Source organism: Candidatus Nitrospira allomarina (assembly GCF_032050975.1).
GTDB lineage: Bacteria > Nitrospirota > Nitrospiria > Nitrospirales > UBA8639 > Nitrospira_E > Nitrospira_E allomarina.
Genome location: NZ_CP116967.1, coordinates 1,087,920 through 1,108,589, shown reverse-complemented (window position 1 = coordinate 1,108,589; position 20,670 = coordinate 1,087,920). Strand labels below are relative to the sequence as shown.

The 20,670-nt window shown below is 49.8% G+C and carries 20 protein-coding genes and 1 tRNA gene; 11 read left to right on the top strand and 10 right to left on the bottom strand.

Going from position 1 to position 20,670, the window contains the following annotated elements:
• The first annotated feature begins 189 nt into the window (after positions 1-189).
• Complete coding sequence (locus tag PP769_RS04825) at positions 190-426, top strand: hypothetical protein (RefSeq protein ID WP_312645768.1); 237 nt, start codon at positions 190-192, stop codon at positions 424-426.
• Positions 427-599: 173 nt separating this feature from the next.
• On the opposite strand, the gene pyrF is transcribed toward PP769_RS04825, so the two are convergent.
• The gene (gene pyrF, locus PP769_RS04820) at positions 600-1,367 is read right to left on the bottom strand and encodes an orotidine-5'-phosphate decarboxylase (protein WP_312645767.1); all 768 of its coding nucleotides are present in this window, start codon (positions 1,365-1,367) and stop codon (positions 600-602) included.
• Positions 1,368-2,182: 815 nt separating this feature from the next.
• On the opposite strand from pyrF, the gene PP769_RS04815 reads away from it, so the two are divergent.
• Positions 2,183-3,022, top strand: coding sequence for a PAS domain S-box protein (locus PP769_RS04815; protein ID WP_312645766.1), 840 nt, complete (start codon positions 2,183-2,185; stop codon positions 3,020-3,022).
• A gap of 363 nt (positions 3,023-3,385) precedes the next feature.
• Here the strand turns inward: PP769_RS04815 and PP769_RS04810 are convergent, their stop codons facing one another.
• From PP769_RS04810 to PP769_RS04790, 5 genes are all read right to left on the bottom strand, one after another.
• On the bottom strand, positions 3,386-4,021 hold the full coding sequence (locus PP769_RS04810) for an NUDIX hydrolase (protein ID WP_312645764.1): 636 nt from the start codon (positions 4,019-4,021) through the stop codon (positions 3,386-3,388).
• 787 nt (positions 4,022-4,808) lie between these two features.
• Positions 4,809-4,882, bottom strand: a tRNA-Gln gene (locus PP769_RS04805).
• 53 nt (positions 4,883-4,935) lie between these two features.
• Positions 4,936-5,634, bottom strand: a complete 699-nt coding sequence (locus PP769_RS04800) for a class I SAM-dependent methyltransferase (protein ID WP_312645761.1) — start codon at positions 5,632-5,634, stop codon at positions 4,936-4,938.
• Entirely contained in the window at positions 5,619-6,143 is a 525-nt protein-coding gene (locus PP769_RS04795) for an MOSC domain-containing protein (protein WP_312645759.1), read from the bottom strand. The genes PP769_RS04800 and PP769_RS04795 overlap by 16 nt, the downstream gene beginning before the upstream one ends.
• Before the next feature lie 34 nt (positions 6,144-6,177).
• Positions 6,178-6,939: an alpha/beta hydrolase gene (locus PP769_RS04790; RefSeq protein WP_312645758.1), complete on the bottom strand. Its 762-nt coding sequence runs from the start codon at positions 6,937-6,939 to the stop codon at positions 6,178-6,180.
• Positions 6,940-7,041: 102 nt separating this feature from the next.
• Here PP769_RS04790 and PP769_RS04785 point away from each other — a divergent pair, with 102 nt between their 5' ends.
• The 6 genes from PP769_RS04785 (at position 7,042) to PP769_RS04760 (ending at position 13,488) form a co-directional block, all read left to right on the top strand.
• Positions 7,042-7,848 carry a symmetrical bis(5'-nucleosyl)-tetraphosphatase gene (locus PP769_RS04785; protein WP_312645756.1) on the top strand — a complete coding sequence of 269 codons (807 nt, stop codon included), beginning with the start codon at positions 7,042-7,044 and terminating at the stop codon, positions 7,846-7,848.
• A gap of 371 nt (positions 7,849-8,219) precedes the next feature.
• Positions 8,220-8,561, top strand: coding sequence for a hypothetical protein (locus PP769_RS04780; RefSeq protein ID WP_312645754.1), 342 nt, complete (start codon positions 8,220-8,222; stop codon positions 8,559-8,561).
• A gap of 603 nt (positions 8,562-9,164) precedes the next feature.
• Complete coding sequence (locus PP769_RS04775; RefSeq protein WP_312645753.1) at positions 9,165-10,055, top strand: ABC transporter substrate-binding protein; 891 nt, start codon at positions 9,165-9,167, stop codon at positions 10,053-10,055.
• Positions 10,042-12,147, top strand: a complete 2,106-nt coding sequence (locus tag PP769_RS04770; RefSeq protein ID WP_312645752.1) for a sensor histidine kinase — start codon at positions 10,042-10,044, stop codon at positions 12,145-12,147. The genes PP769_RS04775 and PP769_RS04770 overlap by 14 nt, the downstream gene beginning before the upstream one ends.
• A complete protein-coding gene (locus PP769_RS04765; RefSeq protein ID WP_312645750.1) occupies positions 12,125-12,370 on the top strand; it encodes a sensor histidine kinase in 246 nt (81 codons plus the stop codon). Before PP769_RS04770 ends, PP769_RS04765 begins: the two co-directional genes overlap by 23 nt.
• 227 nt (positions 12,371-12,597) lie before the next feature.
• Complete coding sequence (locus PP769_RS04760; RefSeq protein ID WP_312645748.1) at positions 12,598-13,488, top strand: response regulator; 891 nt, start codon at positions 12,598-12,600, stop codon at positions 13,486-13,488.
• 709 nt (positions 13,489-14,197) lie between these two features.
• Here PP769_RS04760 and PP769_RS04755 read toward each other — a convergent pair.
• The 3 genes from PP769_RS04755 to PP769_RS04745 form a co-directional block, all read right to left on the bottom strand.
• On the bottom strand, positions 14,198-15,607 hold the full coding sequence (locus tag PP769_RS04755) for a sigma-54-dependent transcriptional regulator (protein ID WP_312645747.1): 1,410 nt from the start codon (positions 15,605-15,607) through the stop codon (positions 14,198-14,200).
• A 70-nt stretch (positions 15,608-15,677) separates the two neighbouring features.
• On the bottom strand, positions 15,678-16,655 hold the full coding sequence (locus PP769_RS04750) for a GSU2086 family protein (RefSeq protein WP_312645745.1): 978 nt from the start codon (positions 16,653-16,655) through the stop codon (positions 15,678-15,680).
• A complete protein-coding gene (locus PP769_RS04745) occupies positions 16,642-17,223 on the bottom strand; it encodes a D-sedoheptulose-7-phosphate isomerase (protein ID WP_312645744.1) in 582 nt (193 codons plus the stop codon). The genes PP769_RS04750 and PP769_RS04745 overlap by 14 nt, the downstream gene beginning before the upstream one ends.
• 135 nt (positions 17,224-17,358) lie before the next feature.
• Here PP769_RS04745 and PP769_RS04740 point away from each other — a divergent pair, with 135 nt between their 5' ends.
• The 3 genes from PP769_RS04740 to lipB are packed head-to-tail and all read left to right on the top strand — an operon-like array spanning position 17,359 to position 19,752.
• Positions 17,359-18,621, top strand: coding sequence for a TIGR02710 family CRISPR-associated CARF protein (locus tag PP769_RS04740; RefSeq protein WP_312645742.1), 1,263 nt, complete (start codon positions 17,359-17,361; stop codon positions 18,619-18,621).
• 18 nt (positions 18,622-18,639) lie between these two features.
• Positions 18,640-19,044: an acyl-CoA thioesterase gene (locus tag PP769_RS04735; protein ID WP_312645741.1), complete on the top strand. Its 405-nt coding sequence runs from the start codon at positions 18,640-18,642 to the stop codon at positions 19,042-19,044.
• Between the two features lie 12 nt (positions 19,045-19,056).
• Positions 19,057-19,752: a lipoyl(octanoyl) transferase LipB gene (gene lipB, locus PP769_RS04730; RefSeq protein WP_312645739.1), complete on the top strand. Its 696-nt coding sequence runs from the start codon at positions 19,057-19,059 to the stop codon at positions 19,750-19,752.
• A 121-nt stretch (positions 19,753-19,873) separates the two neighbouring features.
• Here the strand turns inward: lipB and PP769_RS04725 are convergent, their stop codons facing one another.
• Positions 19,874-20,608 (bottom strand): SDR family NAD(P)-dependent oxidoreductase, encoded by a 735-nt coding sequence (locus PP769_RS04725; protein ID WP_312645738.1) that lies wholly within the window; start codon positions 20,606-20,608, stop codon positions 19,874-19,876.
• Between the last annotated feature and the right edge of the window lie 62 nt (positions 20,609-20,670).

The following is a 20,670-nucleotide window of genomic DNA, read 5'->3' as shown; positions in this document are numbered from 1 at the left end:
ACCGTGTGCGTGCCCCTGGAATTTATTCGAAGATGTATTGGGAGCTTTCTGCCTTAGAGGTGTTTGAACCATGACTTTCCAAGCCAGAATCCCCTTGGATTTTCACCTCTCCTCGAGTTACTCCGGCGCATCATACTTCCGCATCGATGACCCAGGATGTTGTTTCGCTCACAGGATTGTTCGCCGCTCATGGCCACCGGAACCAATCCCTCGTATTTCCCGATCATCCGGCCCCATCATAACAATCCCGGGATTAATGGTCACGCCCCTCCTCATCAACAAGAAGAAATAGGGGATACCGGGAAAACGAATATCGGGGAGGGGTCCACTGGCTATCCCGATCGCTCCTCCTGTGATATCCGGAAAAACGGTGCGTCACGGTCCGGTGCACCAAGACGTCACTATACAGTCGAAATTGCTCAATAGCAGAGGATGCGTATCAACAGTTGGCCATTCAGGGAGTACGGCAAGCCCCCTAGAGACAAAAGGGAGCGTGAGAAAGGTTAGACATTTTCCTAAAATTAAGGAAGGGAAAAAACGTGCAGGAAATTTAATGAAGGGCCACTTTGGTTCCTTCAAAACTCATGAGATGTCGCCACCTATCTTTCTCCAGCCAATGTCCGCTCTTTCGAACCAGCCTTGACCGCCAAGGCAATTTCCTCTTGAATCACTTCGGCCATTTTGCGTCGATTGTCCGCATCGCGAATAGGTCTCCCGACGACTAAATAATCGGCCCCGGCTCGAATGGCTTCAAATGGAGTTAACGAACGTTGATGTTCATGGGTGTTCTGTCCGGCAGGTCTCACACCTGGAGAGACAATGAGCGCCTTCCCACCAAACCGTTCTCTCAGAATTCCTACATATTTTCCTGAGGCGATCAAACCATCGCACCCTTGGGCCATCGCCATTTCGGCTCGCCATAAGACGTAGTCATCCAGAGAATGAAAACGTGCAGGCTCTCCTGGTCGCACACTCAACATCCCCAGATCTTGAAGATCCTTTTCCCCCCAACTCGACAGGAGCGGAACGGTCAAAATCTGTATGGACCCGGCGCCCCGACCCAGCACTGCAGCTTTGGCTGTGGCATGATTTCCAAATATGGTAAGAAAATCAACTTCAAGATCCGCCGCCAGATTCACCGCTCGGCGTACGGTTTCATCAATGTCATTCATCTTCAAATCTAAAAAGATCCGGCAATTTTGTGCACGTAATTCCTTGATAAAATCCGCATTAACCGCCAGAAATAATTCCAGGCCGATTTTATAAAACCAGGCGGCACCCTCTAAATCCTTCACATACTGACGGGCCTCCTCTAAGGAGGGAACATCAAGTGCGACAATTAACCGTTCCTGGATGGGGATATCCATGTTCATTCCCAATTCACCATATCCGCCAGCGCTTAAACATTCATGGGAATGAGCGGATGAGGAAACTATATACAGCCCAAGGAAAGAGAGCCGTGGGCATTATCCCAGGCTTTCATTCCAGTAAATAGCCACACACCCAATTTCCGCATGAACCTGCCATAATTCTTGTTTTATCAACAGTGGAGAGTGCCATAACCAATGGGTGAACTCAAGCCACATCACATCGAGGCCAAACCTGCCCTGGATGACTCATTGAGCCGAACCAATTCGCCGAAAATCCCTGGACCTGCAAAGGTTTCCTGGATCGATTCCCATGCACACCCTACCCCACAGGATACGTATCCCACTTATTACGGTTCTGTCATACATGGCAAAAACGCCGATTCCGGGAACGAAGCCGAATGGGGCCAGCGGTCTTCTCAATTTAACGTCTGGTGGAATCCGAATGTGGAGGTTTGGAGACAGATACTTGGTCTATTAAAGGAAACAGAGCGAAAAGTCAGGGGAAATTCGCCAGCACAGTTGTCGGTAAGTTCCATCTCCTAGAGTATACAGGTCAGAGTTGTGTATCCATTTGGATAATTGTATGTATCCAAACAGATATCAAAATTTCATTTTTTCATATAAGTAAATCAATAACACAGAAGCTTTTCCTTGCAAAATTTTCACAAAATCACATTTTTTCCAATGGCTTATCTCCGGACCGATTCAACATATACCGTAATTGGTACGTAGATTGCGTGTTCAAACATCATAAGCCCACTCTCAGGAACATCGGCGCTGAGGGGTAATTACCCCAGACATGAGGTCAAACCATGGGACACGCATCCCCGATACCATTTTCTTCCTCTTCCCCCATTCTCGTTGTCGACGATGAACAGGATATTGTCCTGGCTTTACGAGACCTTTTGGAAGCCGACGGGCATCACATTAATGTGGCTTCAACAGGCGGCACCGCATTGGAATGCGTAAAACTTCACTCGCCTAGTGTGGTAATCCTTGACGTCAAACTCCCTGACATGGATGGATTACTCGTTCTAGAGAAGATGACAAAAGCGGTGCCAGGTCTTCCCATCATTATTTTGTCGAGTTACACCACTCTCGATGATGTGACCGGCCCCCTTGAGGAACAGGGCGCCTTTGCCTATCTCCATAAACCCATCAACCGTTCAGAAATTAGAACCACGGTGCGTCAAGCACTCAAGGCTTATGCCCTGGCAAAAAAAATGGAACGCGCCCGGCACGCCTTATATGAAAGCGAAATCCGCTTTCAAGCCGTTTTTCAGGCAGCCACTGATGCCATTGTATTAGCCGACCACACCGGCCGCATCATGTCCTGGAATAAGGCTGCTGAATCGATGTTTGAATACACCGCCGAGGAAATGTTCGGAAAACCACTGACACTGATCATGCCCAGTCGCTACCGGGAAGCTCATACCCAAGGCATGAAACGGCTACAGACAACAGGCGAATCTCATGTCATCGGGAAAACGGTCACACTCCATGGATTAAGAAAAAGCGGGGAGGAATTCCCCATCGAACTCTCTTTAAATTCCTGGATGACAGGGACACATCCTTCCTATTCCGGATTTATTCGGGACCTCTCGTGGCGAGAATCAAAAAAGGAAAGGCCGTTGGAGTATCAGAACGTATGAGCCCCATGGGCATGGCTCTTTGTTTTGAGCGGTGAGGTAAAGAGAATCGGTTGCACCAGCATGAGCTGAAGAAGAGCAATCCCAAATGGGTTGTTGTTCTGGTGCGAACATTAAATGCTTCCTGCCGTGAAATCCTTCCAACATCACGCGGATTCTTAGTGGGGAAAACCCAATGAAGATTTGAATTTAGTCCCTCCCCTTTACCAATGAGACTCCTTTGGTTCACTTGCCATGCACATGTTAGCCCACTTTGGAAACACACGTTTTTTGGTCGATGATTTTCCTTACATTCAGGTTCCCTGAAAACTGGTTGAGCCTGTACATTTCCATCGCAAGATTTCCACACAATCCAAAAATTAAATGTCAGTCGGATTTTAATGTAGCAAGGGCTGGCTCAAGCCTTGAAAGATCATCATTCAAAAATCTCAGATCGGTTGAAAATATGTCGTACTTTTTTAATTCAGGCAAAGGAACGAACCGTATATTTTTGATCTCTGGAGAGCGGGGGCGTATGTGCCCGGAATTCAGTCTCGCACGGAAAATTGCGAACCCGTCCTGTGGAGCACAGCGGAAGTAAAAGTGCAATCGAAAGGGGCCGGGTTCTTCCGGAAGATAAGGAATAGCATCAATCCTAAGGAGACTGTTCACCCTAATGGCGATACCGAGTTCTTCGGACATTTCCTTGCAAAGAGCTGCCTGTATAACATCGTCAGGCGATGAAGTATTGCTTGGCCTGGTCGGATCTCCGGGAGTCGATTCGAGAGACCCGCCAGGAAGACCCCATGCCCCTTTAGGCCGATAACTGTGCTCAACTAAGAGCACCTCCGGAGGGGATGAATTTTCGTCGATCATGACGGCTATTGCCCCCACTACCCAGCTTCTGGCAAGCAACCCTTTAAAAAATCCTGCCACCCGTGGAGGAAACAGCCTCCAAATATAAAGAGCAAAACGATGGAGGTGGGGGTGATGCTCAATAAACCGTGTTAACCATGCGAACATATCTTTTTACGTAATCTATGAAAAGCCAAGTCAGCACGGAAATTTGGTGAATATTTCAAGAGATCCGTTGATTTTTTTCCAAGTACTTGTCCTTTTGTCTTATCACTATGCCTGGGGTCAATAACGCCAATACACTATGCCTAACTTTCTAAACAAATTTAATCCTCAGGTTTGGGTCAAAATTTATCCCTTGGTTTTTCCACTTCCATTTGATTCACGATAGCTATCGGCTTATATGCCACACAGCGTTGCTACTTGATAGTTTAGGGCCGCTACCGCCGATGGTACCTTTGCCCAAAGAAGAAATAGAATCTGGGCAAAATTTCTCAATCCTTTTGATTCGAATTTTTACGCTCATACGCAACAGAATGAGAGGATTCAATCCTGTAAGGATCCCCTTCCGGAGGTAAACCTTTCAGAACGAGACATTTAAAACTTTCATTGCCCGTAAAGCAGCTACAGAATTTTTCTGTACCAGGTCTTAGTTCATCCTGAACATTGAATACCCATCCTAGATGACCTAGCTGCGGGGCTATCCACCGGTAGATGGTTCAGTCGTTGGTCCTGAGAATGGTAAATCTGACTATTCGTTAAAAATAACACTTGAGCATCGGAATGGCCCCACAACAATTCGATATGCTCATCTCAGGCTCGGTTTCTAAAGAGGCAATCAACATAGGTAAGGTTGTCAGAAACTTGCCCCAAATCCTGGACCAGTGAGTCCGGCAAGCAAATAAAGGAAACTGAAGAAGTAAGTGATGTGCCTAAAAGGAAAGAGGAAATTGACTGGCTGGGGGACCAGGAATCGAACCTGGGTTCTAAGATCCAAAATCTTATGTCTTGCCCCTAGACGATCCCCCAACCGAACAGGCACTTTAAGACTTACGGGTCTAAAGCGTCAAGATCTTTCCAGGTCAGTACACACGCCCGTACACGATCCAATGCCGATCATCCGGGACATCTACCATCAAGCGGCTTAAATTAAGCTCAGCGAGGTGGGCAGCCACCTCATCCTCAGTAAAGGCCGCTAACAGGGAATGAAAGAAATCCTGCTGTAATCTTTCTGGTTCATGAGCCGCATACTGGTCAACGAGCGCCTGTGCTTCCTCGGGAGAATCCGGACGAAGGAGGTCCATGACCAGCACTAAACCGCCGGGCTTGATCAATTTTTTTATCTCATACCAAAATCGTAACGGATTAGGAACATGGTGGGCCAAACTGTTCGACATCACGGCGTCAGCTGGAGTAGCCAATCTGACGTCTTGAAACCGTTGGGAGAGAAACTCTATTCGATGAGCTAACCCGGCTTGCTTCACCGCCTGTTCCGCCCAGGTGATCATGGGAACGGAGGCATCAATTCCTGTAATCCGACAGGTGGGAAGATTCCGGGCCAGGCGGATGGCGATATCACCGGGGCCGCACCCCAAATCCACAACATGAGGGCCATCACGGTCCTCATAGAGTCGAAGAAAGGTATCCACAAACCCCTGATTTTCTTCTTGAAAATCAGCCTGGGCATAGGCCTCAACTTGCTCCGGATCATCCATAATTTCCGGTTCGAGAACCCGTTCCATCATTTCAAATTCCTTTTTTTTGGCTACGTCACGACCCACACACCATCACCTTGCCGTACTCGGCCTTCGGACAAGACTCGAGCATACAATCGGCTCCATCCGGGGTGTTGCAGGTGCGAGATCCGAAAAAAGTCGCCATTCACAAACCATTGCGCATTATGACGACACGGTTCACAATAACTTGTCAGTGTGATCTGCACCTCTTCTCCAATTTTCAGATGGTCACCTGGTTTCAGCTGTGTCCAGTTTAGTCCGGCTACGGTGAAATTTTCTCCCGAGGCTCCAGGGTGAACGGTGTGTCCCTCTTGCTGTAAGGCCTCCAGGACCTCAAACGAGAACAGGCATAAGGCCCGATCCGGGCCGCCATGCAATGCCCGATTCCGGTGTCGGTCCCCATCCATCCCTTTGAACGTGATCCACGCCTCGGGCACGGGCAGTTTGGGGAGTCCACCTGGAGAACGATTAATTTGATAGAGATACGCCACAGAACCCATAAAAATCTTGACATCACCGGCATACTCGTCCGAGACGAAGAGGATGGTAGCCATCGATCGAAAGGATGGTCAAGCAGGACTACATCAATCACGGTGACCCTTCGATTAAAGTCTGAACAAAGCTTGTGATTTTTTGAAAATAGGAGGTTCCCCCAACAAACGGCACATCATTATGTTCCGCACCCACTACCACAAACCATTGCTTAGGCTCATGTGCTGCATCATAGACCTGCCGCCCCAGTGCCACCGGAACAATGGTGTCCTTTTCGCCATGAATCACCAATAGCGGACGCCTGAGCTTGGCCAACTTTTCAGTCAGATTGAAGCTCGCATTTAGCAACCATCGGGCGGGCAATCCTAAGTAATGGTGGTCCGACATAGCCTGGATAGAAGGAAATGCCCCCTCAAGAATGACTCCGGCCGATGGCCGGAGAATGGCCACTTCACCGGCCACACAAGCGCCCAAAGACCGTCCAAACACGACAATCCGGCTCGAGGCAATACCACGTCGGTTTAAGACATAGTCATAGGCGGCCAGGGCATCCTGATACATGCCTGGCTCTGAAGGAGTGCCGGTGCTCCGGCCATAGCCACGATAATCAAAGATGAAAACAGATAATCCTCGCCGATACAGCTGACGGATATTGTCTAATCGATGACTAATATTACCGGCATTCCCATGACACCAGAGAAGCACAGGCTTGGTCGGTCCGGCGTTAACAAACCAGCCGAATATGGTAACTGACTCATCAACCGGGAGCCACACCTCTTCTAAAGGCAGTCCACTGAGACTTGCCCAATTCCGGTCTTCCCAAGAAGAGGGTTGAAATACAAAGACTCCTTCAAACATCGGCCTATTGTAACAAGACGGGGACACCAAGACGGATAAAAAATGCTAAATTAGAGTATTCTTCCAGAAGATATTTCTTTTACCATCCGAGGATCTTTCACGATGGCTACTTATGCAATTGGAGATGTACAGGGATGCGTTCAGGCCTTACACCGTCTGATTGAAAAAATTCGCTTCAATCCGTCATCCGATCGTCTCTGGTTCGTTGGAGACTTAGTCAATCGAGGACCGGCCTCCCTGGAAGTGCTTCGCCTCATCAAGAAGCTAGAGGACTCGGCCATCACCGTGTTGGGCAACCATGACCTACATCTTCTGGCGGTGTGGGCCAAGGTCACCACTCTAAGTCGAAAAGACACCTTACAACCGGTACTCTCGGCACCCGATGTGGATGAATTGCTCACCTGGTTGCGATTTCGACCCCTTGCCCACGTCGAAAATGGATATTGCCTGATTCATGCCGGCCTCTTACCTTTTTGGTCCATATCCCAAGTCCTGAAATTAACTCGTGAGGTGGAGGAAGCCCTGCGGGATGATGATTTTCACCAGCACCTACCGGCAATCTATTTTCGAAAACCCATTGTGTTTTCCCCCCACCTGAGCCTTGACGAACGGTTAGGCCTCACGACCAATGTCCTGACACGCCTGCGGGTCTGCACCAAAGAAGGAATTCCTGAGTTCTCGTTTAAGGGGCATCCCCACGAGGCCCCTCCGGGGTTTATCCCATGGTTCCAAGTTCCCGATCGAGCGACACAAGAGGACACCATTATTTTTGGTCATTGGTCAGCCTTAGGAGTCGTGGAAGGACCACGCGTGTTCGCGATCGACGGTGGATGTGTGTGGGGACGGGAACTCGTTGCCCTTCGCCTGGAAGACAAACAACTCTTTCGCGTCCCCTGCTCAAGGATATAATCAGATCACCCGACCCGCCGTATGAGCCCGGCAGTCCAGGCTTTTCCATATACGCCAGATCCCCCTGCTGTTCTATCAAAATTCCATCATTACCTTTTCATGTATCTGATGAGATACATTCTGTATCCATTTAGATACCAAGTGATTCATCCTTCCCCTCTGCCCTTGTGTGGGCCTCAAATTTTGTTAGCACCATATATTGCTGAATAATTGTTGGCATTTTCTTCCTAAGATTTATTCAAGTTCTTCAGGCACCTCTCTTGCTTGAATCCATAGGTACCACCGGGAAGCGTAATTGCGATGGAAAGTGAACAATCCTGAAGACTTAAGGGGCACCTCACCACTTCACTTCTTTTAAGAAAGGGATCCACATGATGAAATCCACTCTCCAACAGAGAACCAATTCATCCCCGAATAACCCGGCTACCGCCCACAGAAAAATTCGCCGACGACATACCCGCATCCATTTGGATTCCCTCAGACCTGATCCGCCGGCCTACTGTGCCGACACACTCGCTCAATGTCCCAAATGCCAAGGCCTTGTGCATCAAGAGGGTGGAGAAACTTCGAATGAAACCGTGGTCCGATGTCTTAATTGTGGGTGGCAACCGCATTATCAGACTCCCATAATTCGTGAAACGGCAGAATCCAGGTTGATTCGCTCACTTACCACCCAGTTTGTTTCAGAATACGAGTGGCATCGCGTACCATAAAGTTTTCACAGCCATAGTCATTCGGTGCCAGAGTGGTCTTGGGAAGAGTTGCGAACGCCAGGTATTTCTTCCAGTATTCTAGAGAGACTTTCCCATTCCACCTGAGTATCCCTCCTAGACAGTTACCCTCTAGCCCGCTCCTTTGACCCCTATCCACTTAATTTCCTGCTCATTTCTGACCAGGAAATTTCCCGCCATTTTGAGACGAACCTGCAATCGGTATTACCCTTGCTTCTTTCCAATATTTGGGTGAGACTTCAGGGTGAACGTTGCGTTTGCGCCTCCAACAGGGAAACGCTGAGAGAAAAAAGAAATCCTTCTAGATGAAAGATCACAGCCTAAATTGGCGATGAATGGAAGCCCGGAATCTACCCCTTACTAGGAGCAAAGTATAAGAAGGAAAATCTTTATACCCGGACACCCGGCAATGTAAGCACTTTTTTTATCATTTCGAATGAATCAACAATCAACCATTTCCTGACCATATGGTAGAACAAACAACCTTCTAAACGTCCCTGAGACATGATGAACCACTTGAGGGCTATTTGCCACCGATCAGCCTATTGGAGCTATGGGAGGAAGCCTGTCTGGGTAATCATTTGTGTGGGAATTTTCCTCAACCTATCCCCTGTCACCTCTGCGCAGGAAGTCGCCATTCTGAAGTCGGCAGACATCAACGCCTATTCTGAAGCCATTTCCGCATTTACATCCGCTCTCCCATCCACTATTCAAATTATCAGGGAATATGACCTCCAGGGGGATATGGCAAAGGGCCGCCAGCTAGCTCAGCGCATCCGCGCATCAAATGTAAAGGTTGTGCTGGCCGTGGGATTAAAAGCGGCTCTTGCTGCCAAACTCGAAATTCCGGATATTCCCGTCATATTTTGTTTGGTTCTTGATCCGGAAAAATATGGTTTGCCGACCACCAACATGGTCGGCCTCTCTCTGAAGGTCCCGTTTCGCCAACCCCTAAAATCCTTACACGCTTTGGCACCGAAGGTTTCACGCATCGGAGTACTTTTCGATCCGCAAAAATCACACGAGATGCATAGGCAGCTTCTCCATGACGCTAACGCATTGGGTATCCAAATCCTCTCCGAAGAAATACACCAAGAACAAGATGTCGCTTCCGCACTCAATGCCCTCAAAGATCGCATCGATGCCTTATGGCTTTTACCGGACAGTACCGTTCTCACCGAAAGCACACTGGACTTTTTGATAAGCACGACCTTGGAAGCCAATATTCCCGTCGTAGGTTTTTCCTCCGCGTTAGTGCGTAGCGGCGCCGTAATCGGTGCGTATGTCCATTATGCGGACATCGGCACCCAAGCTGCTCAGCTTACTCAACAGTTAGCCAGACAAACGCCTTCATCTGTATTGGGAACGATTATTCCTCCTAAACGCGTCCATCAATCCATCAATCAAAAGTCTGCAAGGTATTTGGGCCTGTCTCTGACCCCAGACGTCCTGAGGCAATTTGATGAGCGATTTTAGGCCCCAGCTGCCCCAAACCTCATCGCCTCTCCAAAATGACCCCACCCCAATGCCGCGGGGCTTTCTCTCATTACGAGCAAAATTTTCATTATTTGTGAGTTTGGTCATTGTTCTTGCCTGCTCTAGTCTCAGTGGATATCTCATCCAACAAGAAGCCGAAGTCATGAAAGGCGCACTTCTCAAAACCGGAACGATTCTGGTTAAAACACTGAACAAAGTCAGCGTCAATCGACTCATCATTCAAGATACCCACTATTTAGAGACCATGTTGGATGGCGCGTTATCGGCACCGGAAGTTATTTATGCCATCGCACGAGATCAGCACGGTCACGTACTAGTCGGAAAATCAAAAGGAAAATTGGTGAATACCACCAATCTGACCCGTGACGAAACGCGGCCCATATTCCCGGATGATTCCCTCACGGAAGGACTGCTTAGGCCACCTTCTCAAAATCCCAAAAACGAGCCACTTGTGACGGTCTTACATACCTCACCCCATAAGGAAGGGCTTCTTCCTGATAGGTCGGCAGAACGAAAGGGAGCAGAAAAATTCCGAATCGGATCAGAAACCATTTATGATTTGGCTCTTCCGGTCTATCGTCAAGAGAGACGTCTCTCGACGATAGAACTGTTGGCGTCAGAAACCCTTCAGGACAGTCGCAGGATTTCCACCAAACCGTCCGCCATCATCGGCATTATCCAAATCGGTATCACCACCACACACATGCAACAATCGCTCAATCAAACGGTGTGGCACATCGGGCTCCTCACCGTGGGAATCATCCTCGTGGGTATTTTTCTCACCATTCTGTTAGCTAATCGCATCGTCACACCCCTTCATCATTTAGCAGTTGCCTCTAGAAAAATCGCTGAAGGAGATTTTTCCGTGACGGTCACGACAGACACCCAGGATGAAGTGGGACAACTCACCACCAGCATCGATCGGATGGCACGGGCCCTCCAACAACGTGAGGAAGCCATCTCTCATTATGTTCACACCATCACGAAGCAGGTCACGCAACTCAGTACGTTGCACCAAACCGGAATTGTGATTACTTCGACACTCGATGTCCAAAAACTGTTTTCCACCGTCCTGAAGCTTCTTCGAAAAAATCTGGGATTCCAACGTATGATCCTCGTCCTCCAAAATCCTGCAGGCACGAAAGCCAGGGTCTCCGATGTGTCAGGGGTGGCTCTGGAATTAGAGAAGCGAATTCGACACCTTGAATTTCCCATTTCTCCTGGAAGCATAGATGAAACCCTTTTACTCCACGGACGTCCGGTCTTGGCATACGATCTGGAGGAAATAGCCCATCAGATGAGTCCTCTCATTCTCCCCATCTGTCGACAAATGGAAGTGATCTCTTTTGTGTGCGCCCCGCTGCTGAGTCATCAACGCGTGCTGGGATATCTGGGAGCCGATCGGGGCCATCAACGCTGCACGCAGGAAGACCTGGATTTGCTTTTGACCATAGCCAGTCACGTGGCGGTGGCCATCGACAACGCACAAACCTATGAGGAAGTCGAAAAGCTCGCTCAAACTCTCGAAGAACGAGTCAAAGAACGCACGCAAGATTTGCAGTCCGCCAATGAACGTCTTCAGGAATTAGACCGGTTAAAGTCTTCCTTCGTGTCTATTGTCTCACATGAACTTCGCACGCCGATGACCTCTATTAAAGGGTTGGTGGAAAACATGTTGGATGGCTTGGTCGGCGATCTGAATGACCGACAATCATTCTATCTCGAGCGGATGAAATACAACATCGAACGACTCACTCGGATGATAAATGATCTCTTGGATCTTTCCCGCATCGAAGCTGGCCGCATGGACTTGCACCAGAGCCCCGTTAACATGGGCAGCCTCGCCAGGGAGGTGGTGGAAACGTTGCAATCTATCGCGCAGGAACGTTCCCTCATTCTCGAAGCCCATATTTCCGATCCCATCGGTTTCATCCAGGGCGATCGGGATAAGCTCATTCAGATTTTTACCAACCTCATCAACAATGCCCCTCAAATTTACAGAACCTCCCGGAACTGTGAAAGTGGAAGTCAAGCAGCGGGACGACGGGATGATTCAAACATGCGTCATTGATAGCGGCTGCGGCATTCCTCTCGAGGAACAACAGACGATTTTTGAACGGTTTTACCGGGGGCAATCTTCTGAAATGAAAAATCGGGGAGCTGGGCTCGGCTTGGCTATTACGAAGAGTTTAGTCGAGCTGCACGGCGGATCGATTTGGGTGGAAAGTTTTCCCGGTGAGGGTAGTCGCTTCTGTGTTATCCTGCCCGTAACACACTCGACCACACCCTCCTAAGAATCACCAATGCGGTCTGTCAAAAACGTATCCGTTTAGATACAACAGTTATCTAAACGGATACATTTTTAATTTTTAAAGGCCCTTCTTTCTTCGAAAAACAAGCATTTACTCAAGCCTATAAATTGCAGAGCTTTTTGAATGGGTGGAGGAACGTAGGGATTTTCTAGGTGACTTTTTCTTCCAAAATTTTACAATCCTCTGATTCGCCTTTGAAGAAAGGAAACATGTCAACCTTGTCCACGAAGCCGCGCATTTTGCTCGTGGATGACGACACCGACATCCTTCTTGCCCTCTCTGACTACCTTCTCCAGGAAGGCTTTGAGGTGGATTCTGTAGGAACCGGAGGGGCCGCCCTCCAAAAAAGTTCGACATCATCCTATGATATCGTGCTTCTCGATGTTGGACTTCCAGATCGGGATGGCATTGAAGTGCTCAACGAACTCTCTCAGACGCATCCACATCTTCCCGTCATTCTGTTGACCGCCTTTACCTCCTTACGAAGGACTGCCCATCCGGACATCCTCGAGAAAGCTTTTGCTTACCTCACCAAACCCTACCAACGGCAGGAAGTTAAATCCGCCATTCATCGAGCCTGTTTGGCACGAAACATCGCGATCGCAGGGTGGCAAAGCTCTTTCGCACCTACTCAATCCATTGCCACCTTTCCTTCCCTTCTTCAACCAAGCTCAACGGGGGCTTCCCTTCATGACGCCACGCAACACCCATTGAACCTCACCGCCTATGAACAGCTAGCAGAGTATGCTCAACTGATGCAATTCGCTTTTGATCATGTACCCAATGGAATCATGGTGGCGGATTCGGATAAACGCTTACGTTTTGCCAATCAGGCGGCTTGCGACTCCTTAGGATATACACAGGAAGAACTTAAAACCCTGCGTATTCCCGACATTGCCCCCTACCATGACAATGAAAAATTCCAACAACGCCTGGAAAGCTTGCGGAAGGGTCAACCTTTATCCTACCCATCGATCCACCGTACCAAAAATGGCCAGGAGTTCCCTATTGAGATTTCAGTGTATCTACTCAATTTTCAAGGCCAGGAATTTACCTGCGCAGTGACACGTCCTGCAGTGGAGAAATCACCGAAGGCCTGAATTTTTTTCGCATTCAGGTCCTCAAACCACTCCTGACACGGCGGAGCCTGACATCATGACATTCGTTAACCAAGCTCATATGCCTGAACCTGTCCGCAAAAAAATGATAGCAAGTCAGAGGAATTGAATACGACTACTCAGGAAGGAACGAAAAAACATGAGGGTCTTTTGAGTTTAGCTGAGGAAAAAAATCGTGGGGTTAAGCAAGGCGCGACCCTCAATGATCAAGCTGGCATTCAGAATGCCTTTCAGAAGCTTACAATTTTCAGGATATCGCTGTGTCTGTTTTAAAGCCTTCCTCTGTTCGGCGGCGGATCTGAAACCCCATTTCTTCATCAATGACCGAAGCAACCGCCCACTTGGCATTCTTTCAAAAGAGGAAAAACCTCCAGCCTTCTGATATTGGGAACTTCTTTCCCCCTCATCCAACCCGGACCCACCACCACGGTTTTTACACGCCCGGCACAAGGTTTTTCAGTTGCTAAGGGCTTATGGTGTTTTCCATGTCCAACCTGACAGATTCCCCCTATGCCCATAAATTGGTTTTCTGGAAACCAGCAGGCGGTTTTTCATGGGGATATCAGTACGAATCCCAGCATTCAGACCAATTCCAAATAGGACAATGGGTCCTCATTCCCCTTTACCAGTCAATAATTGGTCGTTTGAACCTTGAGGAGTCTTTCCCCGGTTCCTCGAAATCTCAGAATGATCAGGAACTCTCAGTCTCCTGCTGAATGCCTTTTTGTTTGAGGAGCCGGGAGAGGTAAGTGCGTTGAAGCCCAAGGAGTTCTGAGGCTTTGGTTTGGCTCCAGTTGCTTCGACGCATGGCCTGCTCCAAAATGCGGGTACCGAATCGGTCCAGGGATTCATGGTAGGGGAGGTTATCGATCTCATCGAGTTCGTCTTTTCCTCCCCCCAATCCCAAGAGATCTGGAGAAATCTCTTCCTCTACTCCCAACACCACTGCTCGAGCGATCGCATTGTCCAGTTCCCGAATATTGCCGGGCCATGCGTAGCATCGCATCGTTTTAATGGCAGACTTTGAAAAACTCCGCTTCCGTTTTTTCATTTCCCGCATGTGGCGGGCTAAAAAATGTTCGGCAAGAGGAATGATATCTTCGGGACGATCTCGCAATGGTGGCAATAACAAGTTCACGACATTCAGCCGGAAATACAGGTCTTCCCGAAAGGTCCTCTCTTTAACCGCTCGCTTCAGATCCTTGTTGGTGGCCGCAATCACCCGAATGTTGACGCGGACCAATCGCGTCCCACCAACCCTGGGGAACTCATGATCCTGAAGCACCCGGAGTAATTTAGCCTGAAGCCCCAGCGGCATATCGCCAATTTCATCCAGGAAAACGGTTCCCCCATCCGCGGCTTCGATTTTCCCTTTCTGGAGAGAGTCTGCACCGGTAAACGCGCCCTTTTCATGCCCAAAGAGTTCGTTCTCCAAGAGGGTTTCCGTGAGAGCCACACAATTGATGATACTGAACGGCATATCCCTCCGGTCGCTCCATTGGTGAATGGACCGGGCAAACAATTCCTTTCCCGTCCCGCTTTCTCCCAGCAGCAACACCGTGGCATCAGCTTCGGCAGCCCGTTTTGCCAACTCCACCATTGAATGCACCTGAGAACTATTCCCTATGATCTGGCTATACCGGCTTTCCACCTCCGTGCGCAACGCCGCAACCTGCCGCCCTAATGCTTCCCGCGTTAGGACCTTTTTAAGGACAATGGCCAGATGGTCCAGCTCAATAGGCTTCGTGAGAAAGTCATACGCTCCGGCTTTCATGGCTTCAACGGCTTTGGAAATTGTGCCATGAGCCGTCATAACCACGACAGGCAACGGGAGGCACTCTCCTCCGCCAAATGTCTGAGAATCAGCCTCTCCACTCTTTTTCACACTCATTTTGGCTAATTGGTGCAACACTTCCATGCCGGCCATCTGTGGCATTTCCAAATCCAACAGCATAAGGTGAGGAAAGTCCTGCTCATATTTCTCCAACGCTTCTTGGCCATTTCCAGCGGATATCGTGTCATAACCCAAGGCCTCTAAGCGGTCTGTCAGCATGAGGACAATGTCGGGATGATCATCGACAATGAGAATTTTCTTTTTCATGAGGGTTCTCCTCCTTAAGCCCGCACCTGATTATCCCGTATCAATAAAGTCGCAGCCACCTGAGAATACCTCACCTGCCAAGCGCCTCCAGCACGGCTGCGGCCAAAAGCGGAACCATCAATTCATGATGACCGGTCAGCGCATAACCCTTTCCACCTTTTTGCGTTGGCCGTTTGACAACATTGGTCATCGGCCGGTAATGGGGGAGAAAATCCATATTCACCGTTGTGATCTGTTTTAAGGCTCGTCCCAGATTTCGCCCCAACGTTACGGTTTTGAGAAAGACTTCCGGCATCATGACCGCTGATCCCAAATTGATGTACACGCCCCCTTCCATCTTCGACACCACTGCGGCCAGCTTGCGAAAATCCAATAACGAGCCGCCACCAATCGCTTCACCATTTGCCTGGGGATGCATGTGAATAATATCGGTCCCGATCGCCACATGCACCGTGACGGGAAGACCAAGTTGCGCACCGGCCGCCAGCAAACTCCTTCCCCGATGTGGAAATTGCCTGGGATACTTCAACAGATACCGGCCGACCGCTTCTCCAATACCCAAACCCTGTTGCCATCCCTGCACAATCGCCTCATTTAATATGCGCCCCGTGTCCTCTGCCATGCCAAATCGTCCGGAATCAATTTCGGCTTCGACCTCTTCGGAGGTTTGCCCAAGGTAGGCTATCTCAAAATCGTGAATAATGACGGCTCCATTCATGGCCACGGCAGTAATCACACCCTTGCGCATCAGGTCCACGACAATGGGATTAAGACCGACCTTGGTTGGATGGGCGCCCATGCCGAGGATCACCGGTTTTCCCCGTCGTCTGGCATTCACGATCGCCGCCACCACGGCTCTGAAAGTTTTGCCTGCTAAAATATCCGGTAAGGTTTTAAGGAAGGCTTGAAAGGAACCAGCACGTTGCCAGGGTGAACCAAAATCCGCCATTTTCACTTTGGAATGACGGGTTTGAAGCGGGTAGGTGCGAAGCCGGGCGAGATTCAGCTTCGGAGACGTACCGGTCGGCAATGATTTAGCCCTGGTCACCAAAAAGACGCTCTTCAATAAATTCGCACAACACGTGACCCAGCGTAATATGACATTCTTGAATACGTGCCGTCACCGAAGAAGGGACCCGAAAACAATAATCGACGAGATCTCCCACCTTACCCCCGGTGGCGCCTGTCCAGGCCACGGTGACAAGGCCTCTGTCCGTAGCCGCTTCCACACCGCGGATCACGTTCAGGGAGTTCCCGCTGGTGCTAATGGCAATAGCCACATCCCCCTTGCGGCCATGCGCCTTTATTTGCCGGGAGAAAATATCCGTATAGTCATAATCATTTGCAATACAGGTAATGGCAGCCATATCGCAGGCTAACGCCAGGGCAGGAAGGGGATCTCGATCGCGTCGGTACCGACCCACAAATTCCGCGGCAAGATGCGAGGCATCCGTCGCACTCCCACCATTCCCAAAGAGCAAGACCTTTCGGCCTTCACGAAATGCACGGATCAGCAATTGACCAATTTCAACGACACGTTCCGCGTGGGTTCGGATAAATTCATTTTTGACATCGGCACTGGTTTCAAAGGCCTGAATGACCGCATCAATATTCATCGTGGCCGATTCTATCAGGATAGGAATCAAATTTCACACTGTGCGAAGAAAATACCGGGATTCCACGTTGAGAGCATAATATCCAGCATCGGTTTTCTTGCCGGACTCCTCAACCGATGATATAGTCGATTCATTGTGAGTGCCCATATCCCCACCAAAGCACTCCTACTCGCCATTCAAGCCGACCCTACGTCCGCCATCGCCATTGTTCGGCACTTGAATCCTGACATGGTATGTTTTTTTCTGCATGAGTCCCATAAACAGGTCGTGGAATCTCAGATCCCTCCGGCCTTGTCACGCATGCCTCAGCGTTGGGACTGGATCTTCACTCCTTCCCCTGAAAGTTTTTCTGCATGCCAGAAAGCCCTGGCTCATGGGCTTGGCCCTTTGTTAACGACCTGGAACGTGATGCCCGGGGAACTGGTGATTGATATTACCGGCGCGACCGTTGGCATGGCTTCCGCCATGGTGCTGACAGGATTTCCCTTTTCCACCAAAGTGTTGTCGTTTCCCGGCCATCCTTTTCCATCTGCTGACCAGGCCGTCGAAGCGATCACCAAATTGTTGTCGCAATCTGAAGCCTCTGCCAATCCTTGGGACGAAGAAGCGCCGCATCTGCGACACGAGACTTGCTACCATTTCAATCATGGTTCTTATGATGCGGCCGTTAAAGGGTTTCACACGTTGGAACACCGAATCAGCGGCGGGCTAAAACCATTTTATCGGGCCCTGGCCGATGTGGCACAGGGCTATGGCCTGTGGGATCAACTCCTGTATCGTCCTGCCTGGGAAAAATTAAAAGGCGGGATCAAAGCCTTGGAACTGGCTTCCGTGTGGGGCGGCCCTCCGGGCATGGATCGCCTCATTCACCTCCTCAAAGCAAACCTCACGTTCCTTGAACGAATCGTGCTGGATTCGAAAGATATTAAGCCTGCGGTGGCTCTCGACTTATTGGCATGGGCAAAACGCCGTGGAGATCGCGGGCGGGATCTAGAGGTTGCCACTCACGTCCTCCTTCGAGCCTTGGAAGCCTTTGCTCAATCCCGTTTGTATACCCAGTACCAACTGAAAAGTTGGGATGTGAACCTCGAACAACTCCCGGAGGACCTGCGAGAAACCTGTCGCAGGCAATATCTGAATGAAATTGATGGGAAATATCGCCTTCCTCTCCAGGCGCAATTTCAGGCGTTAGATGCGCTTGGAGATCCCATGGGGCAACGCTTTGTCACAGATTGGCCTAAAATGAAATCCTTATTTGATGCTGCTGACCATGCCCTACTGGGTTACGGATTTGAACCCATTAAACCGGAACGCTACCACCAGCTCTATGAACTGGTGATAAAATTAAGTGGGGTGGCTCCCACCGACCTACCAGATTTTCCAACCATGAATGTGTAGGGGAGGCGACCGGCCGGAATGGAGGTTCGGGTCTATTATGAAGATACAGATTGTGGAGGAGTCGTTTACTACGCCAACTATCTAAAATACTTTGAACGAGCCCGAACGCATTACTTCGATAGCCATGGCCTGTCGGTTGCCGCATTAATACAAGAAGGAACCGAATTTCGCGTGATACGCGCTGAACTATCCTATCGATCAGCCGCCACCTATGGAGACATCCTGGAGGTCGAGACGACGGTAGCGGCCGATCGACGAACGTCTCTCACGTTTTCCCATATCATCAAAGAACGCACCAGCAAAAGATTGGTCGTGGAAGGATCGGCAACCCTTGTGGCCGTGGATACCAACGGCAAAATCAAACGCCTCCCACCTCCTATCTTGAAAGTCCTGGGCCTCCCCTTAGGGTTCACTTCATCCTGAGATCGGATTCCTATGGCTCTCGTCGATTCTCGACAACCGGGAATGGTGCTGACGTTTCCTCGGCTACTCTATGCGGAAGCCTTGGAGCTTCAACAGTCTCTGGTTGCCCAACGTCTCGAGGACCGTCGGCCCGACACATTGGTATTGACCGAACACGAACCTGTTATCACATTGGGACGAACAACCAAGCCTGAACATTGGGAGCCTCGCTGGACCCAACTGCAGCACATGGGGGTCCACCTTCATCAGACCGGGCGAGGCGGATCTGTGACCTATCATGGCCCCGGACAGATAATTGGATATCCGATTTTACGACTTCGCAATTTCTGTCCGGGTCCCAAAATCTATGTCCAGCAATTGGAGGAGGTCCTGATTCGCACTTTAGCGGAATGGGGGATTGCCGGATGTCGTCATGAAACGTTTCGAGGGGTGTGGGTGAAAACATCCGCCAGGCGCATGGAAAAAATTGCCTCCATCGGCGTACGAATTTCCCGTGGGGTGACCATGCACGGATTTGCCTTAAACGTGAACGTCGATCTCCAACCATTCACTCTTTTATCACCATGCGGGATTGAAGGCTGTACCATGGTTTCCATAGCAAAGAACCTTGGGAGACCAATAGAATCACACAGGGTGCGGACACAACTTGCCCACCACTTTGGGGAGATTTTTGGAATCACCTGGTTGGAAAAGCATGGACCCGGGTAGGAGCAAGAAGCAGGACGAGAGGCAAGATATTGAAAGATGCTTTCCCGTTGTCCAGCATGGCACAGGGAGGGTAATTATCGAGAAAGCCTGTATTCTGCTCATTGATGACAGCTTCGAGGCTTCAGACTCCCCAGCCGCCGCTCACGTGCAGATTGGCTCCGGTCACGTATCGAGCTTCGTCAGATAAGAAATACCGAACGGCTTGGACGGTATCCTCAACCTGACCAATATATCCTGCCGGAATTTTCTTAGCCATACCATCCAGCTCTCCCGGTGACGCGCTCCCGGAATCGATAAATCCCGGTGAAATCGCATTCACGGTAATGCCATCCGGGGCCAACATTTTCGCCAGGGTCCTGGTAAGAATGAGCACGCCGGCTTTAGCAATATAATGGGCGGTCACATGCGGTTGGGCCTCCATTTTGTCCGCGTTGGCCATGCTGAACGAAATAATGCGGCCAGATTTTCTGGCTTTCATCCCCGGCGCCACGGCCTTCGCGAGATAAAAGATCGGGTGGAGATTATTGGTGAACATGTCCGACCATCCCTCAACAGTTTCCTCAAACAGTGAGATGCGATGGTAAGGCCCGGCCCCGTTGATCAGCGCATCAATCTTGCCCCAGGCATCTTCCACATGCTGAACAAGCTGTGTTGCCGCAACAGGGTCGGAGACATCACATTGAATGGCCAACGCCTTTCCACCCCGTCCCTCGATGCCACGCTTGACTTCTTCAGCTTCCTGCCGACTGGTACGATAGCAAAGAGCCACCCTCCAACCCTTCTCCCCCAAGTCCAGCGCGATACCCCGTCCAATTCCTCTGGCCCCGCCAGTGATCAACGCCACACGGTCAATCATTTCTCATCTCTCCTGTGGTACTCGTGTAGATACTCCCGTCATTCAAAAATGAGGATTATTCC